The organism is Priestia sp. YIM B13551 (assembly GCF_042787905.1).
In the GTDB taxonomy this organism is placed as follows: Bacteria; Bacillota; Bacilli; order Bacillales; family Bacillaceae_H; genus Priestia.
This window is the reverse complement of record NZ_JBHZOX010000001.1, coordinates 98231-114516: the sequence shown is the minus strand read 5'-3', so window position 1 is coordinate 114516 and position 16286 is coordinate 98231. Positions and strand designations below refer to the sequence as shown.

The following is a 16286-nucleotide window of genomic DNA, read 5'->3' as shown; positions in this document are numbered from 1 at the left end:
GGTAAAACGTATGAAATTTGCTTTATTTAGTCTTATTCAAAACATCCCGAACCCGGTTACTGGAGAAACATTAACTGCTCAAGAAAAATTTCAGCATGTGTTAAATCAAGCAGTGCTGGCAGAAAAATTAGGTTTTGATGCTTACGGAGTCGGCGAAAGACACGGAGCTCCTTTTTTGTCTTCTTCTCCTCCCGTTGTTTTAAGTGCAATCGCTGCTAAAACGTCACACATTCGTCTTCTTACTACTGTTACGGTTCTAAGCATTTTAGATCCTGTACGAGTAGCTGAAGATTATGCAACGCTTGATCACCTGTCGGGTGGACGCCTTGAACTGATTATTGGAAAAGGCAACGACCCGCGTCATTATCCGCTTTTTGGCATTACAGAAGAAGAACAATGGGAGTCTCTTGCTGAAAGATACGCTCTTTTGAAACAGCTTTGGACAGAAGAAAATGTCACGTGGAGCGGCCGTTATCGTCCGCCTTTAACTAACGTTACGACTCAGCCTCGCCCGTTTCAGCCTTCTATTCCCGTTTGGCATGGAAGCGCGTCAAGCCCGCTGTCTACAGAACTTGCGGCTAAATACGGAGAGCCGCTATTTTCATCTAATTCCTTCCATCCTCAGGCTAAATATAAAGCGCTGATTGACCATTACCGGGAACGTTTGGCTTATTATGGCCATGACCCACGCAAGGCCATCGTCGGTTCGGGGGCGAGCAGCCTATATATTTCTAATACAGGGGAAGAAGCGATTCGCCGCTATCGCCCGTACTATAACGCCTTTAGCAATACGGAAGCAGCCAAACATAATCAATCGCCGTTCACGTCACTCGAAGACATCGTTCAACACGGTCCTGCTTTAGTAGGAAGCCCGGAGCAAATCATTGAAAAAATAATAGACTATTACCATGCTTATGGAAACGAAGTGCTGAGCATCAGCGTAGACGGTATAAGCGAAGCAGAACAGCGCGAACAGCTAGAGCGCTTTGCAAGTGATATTGCACCTGTTCTTCGAAAAGAAATTCCCAGCAGCGTGTGGGAAAATGAAAAAAGAGGCCGGGACATAACGAAATGAATCTAACCTAAAGACGAACAAATCAGATACATGAGCTGAACCGCTTATGACACCGCCGTTGATTTCCGTGCAAGGCTTCGCTTTCCGCGGGCGGGCGCTGAACCTCCTCGTCGCTTGCGCTCCTGCGGGGTCTCATCTGTCCCGCTTTTCCCGCAGGAGTCTTCGCCTTGCCCTCCAATCAACTGCTAGAAGAACCTACATACATAAAATTTACGTTCACCATCACACTATGAAAAAATCCGAACTAAACTACTTTTGTCCCAACCTCTTTTTAATTAGAAACAATTCGCACGTTTAGTTTACTAACTTTTTAAACTAATAAACTACTCTGGTTAAGATGCCTGCGTGTCTGTGTCGTAAATATTGGCTGTTACTTCGCTTCTTTGACAAAATAAGATGAGCAGCCAAATGCCTCCGATAACTGGAACAAAGTTAATTAAATACCACCAGCCGCTTCTTCCTATGACATGCAGTCGGCGAACAGTAACTGCAAGCGAAGGCAGAATCATTGCTACTGCATAGGCGAATGCTAAAATAGCTCCAAATAAAGCAAGTGAGTCAATAGCAATAAAGATATATGAAACGAACGCAAAGATATAACCAAATAATGTAAACTCCCAATACTCCGTACGCGTTGCTCTTCCTCGAAACGTCGCGTAATTTTTTAACGCTTTTATATACCAGTGCATTTTAAACCCTCTCTTTGTTCATTAAATTAAACTAGCTAACGGTTAAAAGCCTACGCAACTTTATTAGGTACATCAAACCGATTTAGCTGCGACTCACTTCTTAGACAAAGAAGAATTAATAGACAAATAGCTCCGGCAATCGGAATAATACTAATGAGCTGCCACCAGCCGCTTCTTCCTATGTCATGCAGTCGGCGTGCCGTCACAGCAAGAGATGGAATGAAGACTGCAACAAGATAAACTATACGCAAAAACGGAGGCATATCTGTTATAAGTTCAATAGCTGAAAGCACACACCACATAATAAAATTAAATAAGACAAACATCCAATACTCTTTACGCGTTGCTCTTCCTTGAAACGTTCTATAATTTTTTAGTACATGTAAATACCATTTCATACAAAAACCTCCTTTTTCAAAACGAATTTTGTAAGACAAGCTTACTAGCAGTAATTGCCTTAGCATACAAAAAATTAATTTCACATCCTATTTTTTGAAAAAATCCCAAATGGCAATATAGATATAGGAGATAGATGGATAATATTTAGTAATAAATACCCAAAACTTTTAGATCAAAAACCATTTTATTACTATAATTACTTTTAATTAATAAAATGTTCTTTTATAGAAAAAATCTGCCATATTAATAAACACGGCAGGCTCTATCTTTATTATGTTCGGTAAAAGTAAGGTCCACATGAGCTTTCATGGGTAATCACGTAATTCCATGTGAAATCTTCATCAACCACATATAAATCTTCTAAATACATGTTTGTATTTTTACTTAAATCAGCGCTTGTTAGATGCTTACATTTAGATAGCTGCAGCACCCGTTCATCATGCTCAAACAACAAATAACAGTCGTTCTTTATTTGCTGTTCGAACGCTTGAATCGCTTGTTCTCCTTGTAAGCAAGGGAGCTTTTCATAGCTAAATGCATGCCACAGAAACTGGTCCATATAAATTTTCTTTTTTTGCGATGCGCTTAAAGCACTTGCAAATTCATTTTCCCACCGCTTTCGGAAGAACTCACCTTGATTCGGTAATTTTTTAACAAACATTCCTTTTTTCTTTAACGCATCTTTCATTTTCACTGTGCTTTCTCATCCTTTATTCTGTATTCATTTCTTTTTATCGGCTTCTTAACTTATTTGTCCAATAGTACCGGTGCGTTAGATTCCTTGCTTTTTGACCAAATTCACTTTATAAAACGTAGGCTTTAACGTGCACAAAAACAATATAATCGTACTTAAAAACATAATCAGGCTTCCACCAACTACAGCTCCTTGAATCGAAAAGATGTGCGCAGCCATGCCGCATAAAAAAGTCATGATAATGATCAGCAGTGACTCAAGCAGTCCATAGATACTTCCTACTCTGCCCATCATGTCAACGGGAATGCTGTTTTGATAAAAGGTTTGAAAACCAGCACTTGCAAAAGCTAACGCAAAAGATAAGCTAAAAAATCCTGTTCCAGTGGTTTGAAGAGAAGACGAACACGCATACAGCAAATAGCCAAGCGATACTCCTACACTGCCGGTACCTATTAGAAAGTTCGTGGACAGCTTCTTAGCAAACAGTGTATTAATAACTGCGCCAATCATAATGCCTGCACCTGCTACGCTCACTAAAAACCCGTACTCGCTTTCGGACAAATGAATGACTTTTGTTGCAAACGAAACTTCAAGTGAATCAATTGCTGTAGCCATGACCATTAAAAAACTGAATAACACATAAATCGTCATAGTATATTTGTTTGTTTTACTAAAACGAAACACCGCTTTCCAGTCTTCTCTAATGGTGTTTACAGAGAGTTTACTTTCTTTAGCTTCTGTTTTTATATCTAAGTTCGGCATTAATAAAGTAACCATCCCTGACAACACGAGCGCTGCAGCATTGGCATAGATAGCAAACGCAGGCGTTCCAATCATAAATAACGCACCGGCTGCGGCCGGACCAAGAAGAAAGCCTCCTGAGTCAATCAAACTGCGCAGCGAATTAAATCTTTTTCGTTTTTCACTTGGAATAAGCTTTGTGATATAAACCATCGATGCCGGCCGAAACATTGAACTTGCCATACTGATGATAAATACCAGCACATAAATGATCAGTATGGATGAGAAAAACGGAAAGCAAGCAATAATCCCCGCGCGCATCCAATCTAAAAACATCATAAGCTTCCGTTTATTCATGCGGTCAATTAAGCTTCCAGACCATATATTTGTACATAGCGCAGCAAGCGGCTTTATCATGTATAGCCCTGAAACCGCAAGCGGCGAATTCGTCATATCAAGCATCATGACATTTAAAGCAATTAAATAAATCCAGTCGCCGATATTGCTAGTGCCAATTCCAAACAGCAATAAAAACGGGTATTTCCAAGACAACAGCTTATTTTTCATAAAAGAAAGGCCTCCGCTTCATTATTGATTACAGTCAATAAAAAAATCCCACCCCCAAGACATGTGTCTTAGGGGCGAGATTATTAATCGCGGTGCCACCCTAGTTTGTTCATATGTCGCCATATAAACCTTATCGAGTACGGCTTTCGCTTATACTCTAGCTTTGTAACGGAAGCAGCCGTCGCACTATCACGTTAGATCCAATGCGCTGCTCAGAGGCTTGCTTCAACAGCGTTTCTCTTGCTCCTTTTCAGCTTCCGGAGCTCTCTGCTAAGAATACGCGCTGTCTACTTTTCTCTTCACGGCATTTAATTTCTAACATCTTACCATTATTATCTATTTTTTGTAAATACTTTATTTCAAAATCATTTTTTTCGGCTGAGAAAAGAATAGTCGATATCCTACGTATACAAAATAAATGATGGAAGCTACCAGCACGATTCCCCACATATTGTACATATCTTTATTTCCCCATACGCCCGTTAGCGAAAACAGCGCTGGAATTGTTAAGGTCACCCAAGACTGTACAATCGCCACTTTCCCCACATATGCAGATACATCTTTTTTGCTCGTATTAAGCACATAAAATAAAAACCATAAAAATGACCAAAGAATCCATGTAATAGCGTTAACTACGTCATGATAATGAACAAGAGAAACGGTCACGTACACCAAAGCGATAATCGATACCCAAAGCGAGTAATAGCCAAGTCCTGTTCCCTGCATTCCTTTTAATACCGTCACCCCTACATACAAATACGTGAGGCCAAATAAAAAGATTGCCGTTCTTTCATATAAAATCCAGTTGCTTTGGTCTGACGTAATAATTAAATAAAACGGAACAATAACTTGAAAAGCTCCAACAAATAAGTTAAATACGCCTACATTTTTCTCATCTGCTTTTCCAAGCAGCATCAGTCCGTTTAAAAATAAAGCTGCACCTGACAGCAATAGTCCAATTTGATCCATTTTTCAGTAAGAAAAGCCCCCAGCTTTTCTTGTCCTCCTCTGTGTGGATGTTTTTCTTTAGATTGTGCGGAGTTACGGTTTACATGTAAAAAAGAAAAAGCAATTCCTTTTGAAAAGGAAACTGCTTTTCTTTCTGTTTCTATTACACTTATAAAATAAAGCTGACAACAATCGCTGACAATACGCTTACAAGCGTAGCTCCGTACAGTAAACGAAGACCAAAGCGCGCTACTGTATTTCCTTGCTTTTCGCTTAAGCCTTTAACAGCTCCTGACACGATTCCGATTGATGAGAAGTTAGCAAATGATACTAAGAATACAGATACAATTCCAAGTGTTTTAGCACTGAATGTTGAAGCCATATCCGAAAGACTCATCATTGCCACAAATTCATTTGTTACAAGTTTTGTTGCCATAATTCCACCGGCTGCTACTACTTCTGAAGCAGGAACACCCATAATGAATGCAAACGGTGCAAACACATAGCCAAGCAGATGCTGGAACGACAGACCAAATAACATTTCAAACACGTTATCAATCGCAGCCATCAGCGCAACGAAACCAATCAGCATCGCGCCTACGATAATCGCTACTTTAAATCCATCCATAATATATTCGCCAAGCATTTCGAAGAACGTTTGCTTATGACCTGTTTGTACCTCTAAAATATCTTCTTGATCCGTTACTGTGTAAGGGTTAATGATAGAAGAAATAATAAATCCGCCAAATAAGTTAATAACGATCGCTGTTACTACGTATTTTGGTTCAATCATTGTCATATAAGCACCGACAATTGACATAGAAACAGTCGACATAGCTGATGCACAAAGCGTATATAAACGGTTTGGCGGCAGTTTGTCTAGTTGCTTTTTAACAGTAATAAATACTTCTGACTGACCTACAATCGCAGAAGCTACTGCGTTATAAGACTCTAATTTTCCCATTCCGTTAATCTTGCTGAGAACTAAACCAATCCATTTCATAATGAAAGGAAGAATTTTAAAGTGCTGTAAAATCCCAATCAAGACAGAGATAAAAACGATTGGAAGCAGGACGTTTAAGAAAAACGGCATTGATCCTTTGTTCGCAATGCCTCCAAATACGAACTCTACTCCTTGGTTTGCGTATGAAAGCAGCTTTCCAAAAACGCTGGCAATCGCATTGATAATAATCAAGCCAAACTTTGTATTTAGAAGTAAAGCTGATAAAAGAACTTGAATCACAACCATAATAATGATTGGTCTATATTTGATTTCTTTGCGGTTATTACTTGCAAGATACGCTAATCCAAAGACAACGAGTAACCCTAAGATGCCAATTAAATATTTCATAGTATCCTCCACTGCTTACTTATTTTTGTAAGTCTTTTGATGAAAAATAGCCCGGTAAGATTTCGTTGATGTTGGTAATCACAAAATCTCCTTTTAGGTTTGCTAAGATAATTTGTGTGTGATCATCACAGAACTCAGCTAATACTTGTCTGCATGCACCGCAAGGAGAAATTGGGCCGTCCGTATCTCCTACAACTGCAATAGCTGAAAACTGCTTGTCCCCTTCTGAAACAGCTTTAAAAATAGCCGTTCGCTCAGCACAGTTCGTCAATCCATAGGAAGCGTTTTCAATATTGCATCCACGATAGATCTTCCCATCGGTTGTTAAAAGAGCTGCACCAACATGGAAATGAGAATATGGTACATGTGCTTGTTTGCTTGCTGCGATTGCTTCATCTATTAATTGTTTTGGCTCCACAGTCATCATCCTTTGCCTAGTTTACAGCAGGTTAGCTAGTACTAACCTGCTGTCATTTATTAATAATCAGAGTTGCTTAATTGACCTTTTGCAATTGATACGCCAGAGCTTGCACCAATACGTGTTGCACCTGCTTCAATCATTGCTTTTGCATCTTCTAAGCCTCGAACGCCTCCAGAAGCTTTTACACCTACATCCGGTCCAACTGTTTTTCTCATAAGCGCTACGTCTTCTACCGTTGCGCCTCCTGTTGAGAAGCCTGTTGACGTTTTAACAAAATCAGCTCCAGCTTTTACAGCTAGCTCAGAAACTTTTGCTTTTTCTTCGTCTGTTAAAAGAGCTGTTTCAATAATTACTTTTACTAGCGCTTTGCCTTTTGCAGCATCTACTACTGATTGAATGTCGCTTTGCACTAAGTCATAGTTTTTATCTTTTAACGCGCCGATGTTAATTACCATATCTACTTCATCTGCACCGTTTTCGATTGCATTTGTTGTTTCGAATGCTTTTACTGCTGAAGTAGTAGCTCCAAGAGGGAAACCGATTACCGTACATACCTTCACTTCTGGAGCATCTTTTAATAACTCAGCTGCTTTTTTTACCCACGTTGGATTTACGCAAACTGAAGCGAATGAATATTCTTTTGCTTCTTGTGCTAAAACCGTAATTTGCTCTTCTGTTGCGTCTGCTTTTAATAATGTATGATCAATAATACCCGTAATGTTTTGACTCATTTTGTTCTTCCTCTCTACTTCTTAATGAATTTCTTTATAAATTAACGTTGGAGCTTCCACTTTTTCAGCAACCGTGCTGTAAGAATCATAAACGATATCCATTACTTCCTGTACATCTTCGCTGTTGCTGTGGATGGTAACAAGAGAGTCGCCTTTTTTCACTGAATCTCCAACTTTTTTATTAAGCATGATACCAACTGCTAAGTCGATTTCAGATTCTTTTGTTGCGCGTCCTGCACCTAGCTTCATTGCTGCTACGCCGATTTTTTCTGCAACGATTTCTGAAATGTATCCATCTTCTTTTGCTGGCACTTCAATTTTGTGCGCTGCATCCGGTAATTTAGACGGATCGTCTGCAACAGAAGCGTCTCCGCCTTGTGCGCTTAAGAATGTTTTGAATGATTCTAGTGCTTTTCCGTTTTTAATTACCTCTTGAAGCATTGCACGCGCTTCATCTAAGCTGCTTGCTTTTTCAGCAAGTACAACCATGTGACTTCCTAACGTTAAGCAAAGCTCTGTTAAATCTTCAGGTCCTTCGCCTTTTAACGTGTCGATAGCTTCTTTCACTTCAAGCGCATTACCAACCGCAAAACCTAGAGGCTGGCTCATATCGGAAATGATTGCTTTTGTGTTTCGGCCTACGCCTTTTCCGATTTCAACCATTGCTTTTGCTAATTCTTCAGCGTCTTCAAGCTTCTTCATAAACGCGCCGTTCCCAGTCTTTACATCCAGGCAAATTGCATCTGCTCCAGCTGCAATTTTCTTACTCATAATTGAGCTTGCAATTAATGGAATCGAATCAACTGTTGCTGTTACATCACGAAGCGCATAAAGTTTTTTATCCGCTGGCGTTAAGTCTCCGCTTTGACCGATAACGGCAATTTTATTTGTATTTACTAAACGAATGAATTCTTCGTTTGTAATTTCAACGTGGAAGCCAGGCACTGCTTCAAGTTTATCAATCGTACCGCCAGTGTGTCCTAAGCCGCGGCCAGACATTTTGGCAACCGGTACATCAACCGCAGCTACTAAAGGTCCTAATACAAGTGTTGTTGTATCACCTACGCCGCCTGTGCTGTGTTTGTCTACTTTAATACCTTCAATTTTTGATAAGTCGATTTGATCGCCTGATTCAACCATTGCTTGCGTTAAATTCACGCGTTCTTCCTGTGTCATTCCTTGAAAGTAAATTGCCATCGCAAATGCCGATAGCTGATAATCAGGTAAATCCCCTTTTGTATAACCTTCAATAATAAAATCAATTTCAGCTTTATTTAATTCATGTCCATTACGTTTTTTTTCAATTAAGTCAACCATTCTCATGACGTTTTCCCCCTAAAAGTATCTGCATATTGTGCATCCACTAAAACGTTTTCAACAACTTACACCCTTACTATATAATAGCTTTGAACAATTGTAAACATATATATTTACATTTGTTCAAAAATATTTATAGCCGCTGTTTTAGTGAATAAAAAAAGACTTCCGCACTCAGAAGTCTTCCCTTATTTTTCAGCTTTTATCACAAACGACAACATGATTCGGTACTTATTCTTTACCTTTTTATAAGGAATTAATACGTATGGCTGATCAGGCGGCGTAAACCGTTCAATTCCTTTTTGATTAGCATAAGGAGAAAAATACATTCTTCCCCACCGTTTAATGATATAGCCCGTGGTTCCTTTGGCAATCACTCCGTCTTTTGAAACGTCTGCTTGAAAAGGATACCGATTTCGCTGTGCCTGCAGAGATGCTGCAGAATAAGATACAATATCTTCTACTATTTCAATCCGATGAAGCTTTTGCTCTTGAAAAAACAGCGTCTTCATCTCCCTTACTCTTGTTTATCTAACAAAAAGCGCGCCGTGAACTGATCAGTAACGAGCACATTTGCAAATTTTCCTTGCAGCGCTCCGTAAATGCTGTCAATTTTCTGATCGCCGCCGGCTACTAAAATAGCGTACTCTTTCTTCTTTAGTTCTTCCAAATCAAGTCCAAGCGTCCGTTCATCCAGGCTTTCATTGCAAATTTGTCCATCTTTATCAAAAAAGCGTGAACAAATGTCTCCTACTGCTCGCGAGGAAATCATCTCTACATCTTGTTCGGAAAAGTAGCCAAGCTGAAAAAGCAGCGAATCGGTTTTAATGGGTCCCGTAGTAAAGACGGCAATATTGGCTTGTTTGCCTAAATCTAAAATGCGCTTAATATGACGATCCGTTTCCATTGCTTTTTTGACTACTACGTGATCGACAATTACAGGCAGAGGAAGATGCATAGGAGGCGTATTGTATGCCTTTCCAAATAAGTACATAATTTCAGAAGCATACGTGCTCGTTTCCGAATGGCTTACTCCGCCTTTTAACTGCACAACCTGCACGTCATTCACATACTTTTGTTTTAAATCGATGGCCACTTGATAAAGAGTTGTTCCCCACGTCACCCCAATAATGTCTCCATCTTTTACGATGTCATAGAGATAGTCAGCTGCTGCCACGCCTAGATGACTTTTAATAATGTGATTTTCATATTGAGGCACCGGTGTGACGATTGCTTTTTTTAAATTGAATTTTTGTTCAAGCTGAGAAGACAATTTTTCACTATTGATAGATGAATCCACAATTTTAATTTGAACAATGCCTTCTTCTTTTGCTGTCTGCAGCAATCGAGAAACCGTAGGCCTTGATACACCAAGCTTTTTTGCAATTTCACTTTGATTATAATCAAGAATATAATACATCCTTGCCGCTTCAATCACTTTATTAAATTTCTCTTGATCCATCTCCATCGATTTGTTCTCCCTTACCTCATGAATTTCTTATCCCTATTTTACCAAACTTATGTCTTTAGTTTACTTGTTTGGTGAACAAAATTTCAAGAGGGGATTTTATAAAAAGAAAAAAGAACTTCACCTTATAACACAAGATAAAAAGTTCTTTCTGATTTTATATGCATTTTAATCATTCTAATATTGGAGTGCGTTAATTTTTTAACTTTTAGCATAACATTTATTATGAATCAAAAAGCAAGACTGACATTCGTCTATTTCTTCATGAGTTACTGATATTACAAACTTTTCTGTAGTATATGGATTATAATATATATACTCATAGTCATTTGAAACTTCAGTTTTAATTCCTGCAAATTCACCTACCACAAAGGCATGAACGCTTTTTTGCTTAGTCTTACGGACTTTATCTTGACCCTTTTTTTGAACACGAAACTTTACATTTTCCAACAGTATTCCCTCTCCATATCCAATAACCTTTTTGGTAGTAGCATCCTGAATAGAAAACATATTTTTATGCAAGTTTCTATACACTCTTATTTTCTGACCTATTTCGATAGTTTGCTCTTCTCTAAGATGTATCATATATTCACCTACCACTACTAAGTTCTTTATAAAGTAGCTTGTCCATATGTAGAGAAAATATATATATATCTATATAAAAAAACATAAATTGCACAAAAGCAAGCTTTTGTGCAATTTATGTTTAAGAAAATGAACACACGCATGGTACCGTTTCATCTGAAGTTTTCAAGAATTTGTCTATTCCTTCGCAATCCATCTGTTGTCTATATTGTTTTAATGTATAAGGTCCACCGTTCTTTTTCAGAATGGAAACATCTTTGTCAAAATGTTTACGGAAATTCTCTTCCATTTCTTCTTGCTCCGCGTAACGTTCGGGCCAAATTTTATACAATTGTGCATAATGTTGAAAGCCTCCTCGAACACATCTTCCTCCACAGTTAGCGTGAGAGAAGCCTAGCTCATACATACGAGGTAATTTAATACCCCATTCATTCTCAATAATTGATTTAGCATCAATATCTTCACGAAAAGTATCAACCATTGGAAAACGTGTTTCGATAGGCTCTAAAGGATAATGCTTATAAAACTCTGTTAAATTATCGGAACGATGAGTTTCATGAGGACCAATCCCAAAATACAGAATTGGCTCTAGATTATGTTTATCGCGAAGCTCTTCTAAGAAGACTATCGTTTGATATACCTTCAACTCCTCCGAACACTTCGCCAAACGAGAATTCCCTAAAAAGCGGTAATCGTAGAAGACTTCTTCTGGCGTTCTTCCATCTATTCTTTCAGTAATCTCAAGACCTATATAGTCAGACACTTCATCCATAAAACGGTAATTATCTTCATCTTCCCATAACGTATTAGTAAAGAATAAAATACAATTTTCTTTTCCATAAGTTTGTACCATTTGGTAAGCTACATATGCACTAGCAGCTCCACCACTAAACATTGCAACATGGACAGGTTTTCTTTCCATAACTAGCACCACCTAATTTTCTACTCTATAATTTCTTCTAATAATTTATAAACTAAATATTCCACTTCTTCTCTTGGTACATTTCTTCCTGCATTTCTAATCATACGATTTATATTATTGTATATAGTTTGAGACTTAGTAGACAATTCCACATTTGTAATAGATTTCACTTTATTATTGTACTTAATTTCTATTGACTTTTCATCAATTCCGCTTGAGTTGCTTACAGATTTATATTCGTTTGCTAATTGTTGATTAAATACCTCACTAGTTCTGTCGGACCAATTCTCAATTTCTACACCTGAAAAAGTTGATATGAATTCTTCAATAGGTTTTTTAGCTCCACTAGTCTTTAACAAACTTTTCACTAAGGAATTTCTTTTTTGAATGGCTGGTTCTTGCTGCATTGCCCAGTTTCTTGCATCCTCAAAACTTTCAACTTTAATTACTTTATTTACTTCTTTCTCTATTGAATTTAGATACATTGGGAAGTGAATTTCTAAAGATTTTTTATTTCTTGTAACAAACTCAATATCCTCTTTATATAGAGCAAAAAGTTTCTTTAATGTATCCTGCGGGTTAATCTCGCTTTTTCTAATCAATTCTTTAAAGGTACGTTGTTCTTCACTCATATTATTTGAAATCTGTGTAATACGAGGTAAGCTTCTAAGCCACGTCAACATACCACTACTTAGGCGAATAACCCTTGGTTTTTTACTCACTAGCTCATTTTGATAGCTACTAAATTGTGATTCTAAATGCATAAAGAAGTTATCATATTCTTCACTAAATCGATAGTAAACATATTGATATTCGGTTGCTTCTTCGAACATTTTATAAAGGGTTTCACCATCAATTCCAGCCACATACATATCATTTCTATAAAACATTAATTGATCCCATTTGTCTCTTAAAAGCGCTACTAATATGATAGGAATTAAAGGTTCTCTTAATCCGTAAGGGTCATTAGTCATCACTTCAATAAATTGTTGTAGATTTCCTTGAATATTATTTTCCAAATAATTCAAAAGATCTTCTCTTAAACTTGCTAGCTCCACACTTTGCAAATTATCTAAATTGTTAAGGTCAAAGTAGTTATTTTTGAAAATAGTAGCATAGATCAAATAATCTGGACCTTGCCCTTCAATACCTAAATTATTTTGATCATAGCTGTTCAAGATATGATCTAATACTTTATAACCTGCTTTTCTTTGCATGTTATTAACTGTTTTTCTATTAAATGAATCATTACGAACTTCAAGAGTCAATGGATATTTCGAAAACATGATGTCACTTAATAACTTTTCTAAATTAATTTCATTTGCTACATCAATCTCTTTCTGATTATATATCCAATCGCAATCATTATTATAGGCTGTATATTTACTAATGAACTCTTGAATTATATAAACTACATCTTCTCTTTTTAAAGTCAATTCACCTTTTAAATTTTTATCCTGGTTTAGGAGTTCAGCATCTTTTAATAAATCGTCAATTACTTGCAGTTCGATTACTGCCTCTTTTACAATGTCAAATGAATACTTACTTATACAAAAAATACTCATGTCATCTTTAATTTCTTTAATTTTACTTACTAGTTCATTATAATGATGACTTGATTCTAAAATTACATAATATAAAGTTGCATCTGCTTTATTAGAATTTCGGTTTCCGATAAAATCAATGTTTTCATCTAGGATATCTTGTTCAAATACAAATTGGACTTCAGCATACCTAGTCATACTTTTTACATCATTATATTCATTAGCAAGATAAAATCGCTTCGTCAAACAATTTTCCAAAGCTTTTACCTGTTTATTTTTTGAATTATTTAAGTTCGGCATCCTACTTAAGATTAATTCATCAATAAAGAACGAACTTCCCTCTTGTAATTCCCAATATCCTAGAACACGATTATATCTTACTGCTTTTAAGGCTACTAATTGGTTTAAACTATCTATTAGTATTTCTTTTTTGATATTTAAAGCAAACATTAAGAAATCTGTATCTAACTTGAATCTTGCATGCAAACTAGATAATTCCCATAGTGTAATCATTTTCAGGATTGAAGATTTAATTTTATCTTTGTCTAGCTCTGGTGTTTTACTGATTAGTTTCTTATATATTTTTAAAGACTCTAATCCGTCACCACTAACATCTATATCATGAATAGATGGAAAGAAATACGAAAATAAATCAGAGGGCAAATAGTAGTCTTCAGTTTTCTTTAGATGATTCTTTAACCCACCTGTTTCATTACTTTCTAAGAAAGTAAATAAAGTACGCTCATTTTGTCCAAATGCACTAGACAATTGAGGTAATAAAAATAGAGTGACTGGATGTATAGGGTATACACCTTCAATCACTAGCTTTTCTAATTCTTGTTGATTAAGCTCTGGAAAAAGAGGATATTTACGCAGTTGATTAACTACATCATTTAGATGTATATTCTCCGGAGATGCTCCCTTTAAATACGCATCTGCTATACGAATAAATGTAAAACTATCGCTTTCTACATAATAAGATTTAAACCTTTTCTCAATACGTTGAAACTCATTCCGGAATTCTTCTTGAAACACACGGAAATACTGACTTAAATTTCGATGAGTAATTAATAAAAGGTGTAAATTATCTTCATAATGATCCGTTAGTTCAGCTAGGTCTTGTAAATCCTGCATCGTTTCATGAACTTGGATTAACTCTAAAGTTTGTAGCATTCTTCCAAATTCATCGTATGCAATAAATAGTCCTAGATTCTTCTTTTTTAGTTCATCTAGCACAAATTTAATTTGACTAATAAAATCTGTTTGGTAATCTACGAAAAATTCTGCACCGGCTGTCAATTCCGGGTAAATAGAAATAAACCAATCGATTTCTTCTTTTTCCTGATTCAAAATTGCTAATCGCCATAATTTAAAATCTTTATCATTCTCTGCTAGCAAACGTTTAAATGCTTTAAATGTCTTATTAAATTTTTCTTCCCATAGTTCCACAACTTGTATTATTTTACCGTTTTGTCCAGGTAAAACAATATCGATTTCATTTTCATTCAAAGTACGTATAATAGCATTGAGAATAGCATGTCGGAAACGTCCTTCATTTCCATTTAATGCTACTGTTAAATATGTAGTTGGATTATCCGTTACATTGTTTAATTCTTCATATATTTCATCATGCACCTTGTTAAATTTCGATTGTAGACTTTTGAACGTTTCTCTATCAACTTGTTTGGAAACAATTCCGCCAACAATTGTAGCAATTAGAGATTTGCCTGTACCATAGGGACCCACAATCATATGAGCTTTCGAATTTGTAGAATTAGTAAATCCTTTTAATAACCCAATAAGTGATTCAGCATGAGAAGGTGTAGGTAGATATCTGTTAATAAATTCTTTTTTACCTAAATCAAATTTTATATTAACACTTGTTTTAAAAGTATCATTAGTTCTAATCATTTGGTTACACCTACCTTACGACGATATTCTTGTTGTAAAAATTCATATGGAGTAATTTCAGGAATTCTAATTAAATCTAGATTATTCGTTCGAATAAACGTTAAATTATAAATAGGATTTTGCGTTAATTCATTCAAAGCATTTACAATAGTACTTCTTTTCATGTTAAATACTTTTCCCCATAATGCGGGTTGATTAACTAAGTCATCTACACTTATATTACTTACTCCGTGAAGGGTTTTATAATCTAAGAGTACATACATTAGCGCCGATAAACCTATATCACTTACTGAGGTAGTCCGTTTATATACAATCCCCTTCTTTTCCTCTACTAACTTTGTTTTGTTGAGAGGACTTTGAATGACTTCTTCAGGATCACTAGTATTTTGCCCAGCAGTATATAGTTTTACCAAACAATCAATATCTCTCTTTAGAGATCTCTCTGAAACAGGCTTACTTTCATTCTTTTCTACCCATAAAATTAGTTCGCTTAACAGATTATCTTTTGTAATGATAGTCTCATTGAAGTAGTTAAAGTACCAATACCAGGCTGTGCTAGGCTCTTTTTCCTTTACCATCTGATAGTGTAGGATCGCTGCAGTATCTTGAAGTTTAACAAATCTATCATATTCAAAAATTAAACGTCCCAATTCTGTAATTTTATGAACCTTTTTTCTATCTTCATTAAAAACCTCTTCAACAACGCCGGTGGCTACTACCCAATAGCGCAGTGATTGAACCATATTTTTACCTAAACCAATTTTCTCAAACGCTTCTTTATCATAAAAGAAGCGTTCATCTATTTCTAAATGTCTAATTGCCTTATTTAACCATCTATCCCTTAAATAAAAACTTTGATGTTGTCCGTATCCCATTCTTTCTCGCCTTTCTATATTATTACTGGAACAATCTTACCAGTAATG

Annotated in this window: 17 protein-coding genes and 1 other annotated feature; of the genes, 1 reads left to right on the top strand and 16 read right to left on the bottom strand. The window is 36.4% G+C overall.

The window, feature by feature from the left end:
- Positions 1-10: 10 nt before the first annotated feature.
- Positions 11-1075: an LLM class flavin-dependent oxidoreductase gene (locus tag ACFX4N_RS00600; protein ID WP_192100345.1), complete on the top strand. Its 1065-nt coding sequence runs from the start codon at positions 11-13 to the stop codon at positions 1073-1075.
- Positions 1076-1119: 44 nt separating this feature from the next.
- On the opposite strand, the gene ACFX4N_RS00595 is transcribed toward ACFX4N_RS00600, so the two are convergent.
- From ACFX4N_RS00595 to ACFX4N_RS00520, 16 genes are all read right to left on the bottom strand, one after another.
- Positions 1120-1257, bottom strand: coding sequence for a hypothetical protein (locus tag ACFX4N_RS00595; protein ID WP_013057469.1), 138 nt, complete (start codon positions 1255-1257; stop codon positions 1120-1122).
- A 150-nt stretch (positions 1258-1407) separates the two neighbouring features.
- Entirely contained in the window at positions 1408-1764 is a 357-nt protein-coding gene (locus ACFX4N_RS00590; RefSeq protein ID WP_377260651.1) for a DUF805 domain-containing protein, read from the bottom strand.
- 50 nt (positions 1765-1814) lie between these two features.
- Positions 1815-2162: a DUF805 domain-containing protein gene (locus ACFX4N_RS00585; protein ID WP_192100343.1), complete on the bottom strand. Its 348-nt coding sequence runs from the start codon at positions 2160-2162 to the stop codon at positions 1815-1817.
- 272 nt (positions 2163-2434) lie between these two features.
- A complete protein-coding gene (locus tag ACFX4N_RS00580; RefSeq protein WP_199866453.1) occupies positions 2435-2851 on the bottom strand; it encodes a DUF4275 family protein in 417 nt (138 codons plus the stop codon).
- 84 nt (positions 2852-2935) lie between these two features.
- A complete protein-coding gene (locus ACFX4N_RS00575; protein ID WP_377260648.1) occupies positions 2936-4165 on the bottom strand; it encodes an MFS transporter in 1230 nt (409 codons plus the stop codon).
- A gap of 67 nt (positions 4166-4232) precedes the next feature.
- Positions 4233-4477 (bottom strand) — a binding site (T-box leader).
- Between the two features lie 42 nt (positions 4478-4519).
- On the bottom strand, positions 4520-5134 hold the full coding sequence (locus ACFX4N_RS00570; RefSeq protein WP_013057473.1) for an AmiS/UreI family transporter: 615 nt from the start codon (positions 5132-5134) through the stop codon (positions 4520-4522).
- A 148-nt stretch (positions 5135-5282) separates the two neighbouring features.
- Positions 5283-6464: a NupC/NupG family nucleoside CNT transporter gene (locus ACFX4N_RS00565; protein ID WP_013057474.1), complete on the bottom strand. Its 1182-nt coding sequence runs from the start codon at positions 6462-6464 to the stop codon at positions 5283-5285.
- Positions 6465-6483: 19 nt separating this feature from the next.
- Entirely contained in the window at positions 6484-6882 is a 399-nt protein-coding gene (locus ACFX4N_RS00560; protein WP_013057475.1) for a cytidine deaminase, read from the bottom strand.
- A 59-nt stretch (positions 6883-6941) separates the two neighbouring features.
- Positions 6942-7616 (bottom strand): deoxyribose-phosphate aldolase, encoded by a 675-nt coding sequence (gene deoC, locus ACFX4N_RS00555; RefSeq protein ID WP_377260645.1) that lies wholly within the window; start codon positions 7614-7616, stop codon positions 6942-6944.
- A 21-nt stretch (positions 7617-7637) separates the two neighbouring features.
- Positions 7638-8939: a pyrimidine-nucleoside phosphorylase gene (locus ACFX4N_RS00550; protein WP_013057477.1), complete on the bottom strand. Its 1302-nt coding sequence runs from the start codon at positions 8937-8939 to the stop codon at positions 7638-7640.
- Between the two features lie 182 nt (positions 8940-9121).
- Positions 9122-9445, bottom strand: coding sequence for a hypothetical protein (locus ACFX4N_RS00545; protein ID WP_063671870.1), 324 nt, complete (start codon positions 9443-9445; stop codon positions 9122-9124).
- A 5-nt stretch (positions 9446-9450) separates the two neighbouring features.
- Entirely contained in the window at positions 9451-10395 is a 945-nt protein-coding gene (locus ACFX4N_RS00540; RefSeq protein ID WP_026106623.1) for a DNA-binding transcriptional repressor DeoR, read from the bottom strand.
- A 207-nt stretch (positions 10396-10602) separates the two neighbouring features.
- Positions 10603-10986 carry a hypothetical protein gene (locus tag ACFX4N_RS00535; protein WP_377260642.1) on the bottom strand — a complete coding sequence of 128 codons (384 nt, stop codon included), beginning with the start codon at positions 10984-10986 and terminating at the stop codon, positions 10603-10605.
- A 121-nt stretch (positions 10987-11107) separates the two neighbouring features.
- The gene (locus tag ACFX4N_RS00530) at positions 11108-11908 is read right to left on the bottom strand and encodes a hypothetical protein (protein WP_231504516.1); all 801 of its coding nucleotides are present in this window, start codon (positions 11906-11908) and stop codon (positions 11108-11110) included.
- Between the two features lie 20 nt (positions 11909-11928).
- On the bottom strand, positions 11929-15363 hold the full coding sequence (locus tag ACFX4N_RS00525; RefSeq protein WP_377260638.1) for a hypothetical protein: 3435 nt from the start codon (positions 15361-15363) through the stop codon (positions 11929-11931).
- Positions 15360-16238 carry a DUF4007 family protein gene (locus ACFX4N_RS00520; RefSeq protein ID WP_057235774.1) on the bottom strand — a complete coding sequence of 293 codons (879 nt, stop codon included), beginning with the start codon at positions 16236-16238 and terminating at the stop codon, positions 15360-15362. The genes ACFX4N_RS00525 and ACFX4N_RS00520 overlap by 4 nt, the downstream gene beginning before the upstream one ends.
- Positions 16239-16286: the final 48 nt, after the last annotated feature.

Excerpts from the sequence above, each read along its gene's own strand:
- ACFX4N_RS00600 (WP_192100345.1), top strand. The coding sequence starts at position 11 with ATGAAATTTGCTTTATTTAGTCTTATTCAAAACATCCCGAACCCGGTT.
- ACFX4N_RS00590 (WP_377260651.1), bottom strand. The coding sequence starts at position 1,764 with ATGCACTGGTATATAAAAGCGTTAAAAAATTACGCGACGTTTCGAGGA.
- ACFX4N_RS00585 (WP_192100343.1), bottom strand. The coding sequence starts at position 2,162 with ATGAAATGGTATTTACATGTACTAAAAAATTATAGAACGTTTCAAGGA.
- ACFX4N_RS00580 (WP_199866453.1), bottom strand. The coding sequence starts at position 2,851 with ATGAAAGATGCGTTAAAGAAAAAAGGAATGTTTGTTAAAAAATTACCG.
- ACFX4N_RS00575 (WP_377260648.1), bottom strand. The coding sequence starts at position 4,165 with ATGAAAAATAAGCTGTTGTCTTGGAAATACCCGTTTTTATTGCTGTTT.
- ACFX4N_RS00570 (WP_013057473.1), bottom strand. The coding sequence starts at position 5,134 with ATGGATCAAATTGGACTATTGCTGTCAGGTGCAGCTTTATTTTTAAAC.
- ACFX4N_RS00565 (WP_013057474.1), bottom strand. The coding sequence starts at position 6,464 with ATGAAATATTTAATTGGCATCTTAGGGTTACTCGTTGTCTTTGGATTA.
- deoC (WP_377260645.1), bottom strand. The coding sequence starts at position 7,616 with ATGAGTCAAAACATTACGGGTATTATTGATCATACATTATTAAAAGCA.
- ACFX4N_RS00550 (WP_013057477.1), bottom strand. The coding sequence starts at position 8,939 with ATGAGAATGGTTGACTTAATTGAAAAAAAACGTAATGGACATGAATTA.
- ACFX4N_RS00545 (WP_063671870.1), bottom strand. The coding sequence starts at position 9,445 with ATGAAGACGCTGTTTTTTCAAGAGCAAAAGCTTCATCGGATTGAAATA.
- ACFX4N_RS00540 (WP_026106623.1), bottom strand. The coding sequence starts at position 10,395 with ATGGATCAAGAGAAATTTAATAAAGTGATTGAAGCGGCAAGGATGTAT.
- ACFX4N_RS00535 (WP_377260642.1), bottom strand. The coding sequence starts at position 10,986 with ATGATACATCTTAGAGAAGAGCAAACTATCGAAATAGGTCAGAAAATA.
- ACFX4N_RS00530 (WP_231504516.1), bottom strand. The coding sequence starts at position 11,908 with ATGGAAAGAAAACCTGTCCATGTTGCAATGTTTAGTGGTGGAGCTGCT.
- ACFX4N_RS00525 (WP_377260638.1), bottom strand. The coding sequence starts at position 15,363 with ATGATTAGAACTAATGATACTTTTAAAACAAGTGTTAATATAAAATTT.
- ACFX4N_RS00520 (WP_057235774.1), bottom strand. The coding sequence starts at position 16,238 with ATGGGATACGGACAACATCAAAGTTTTTATTTAAGGGATAGATGGTTA.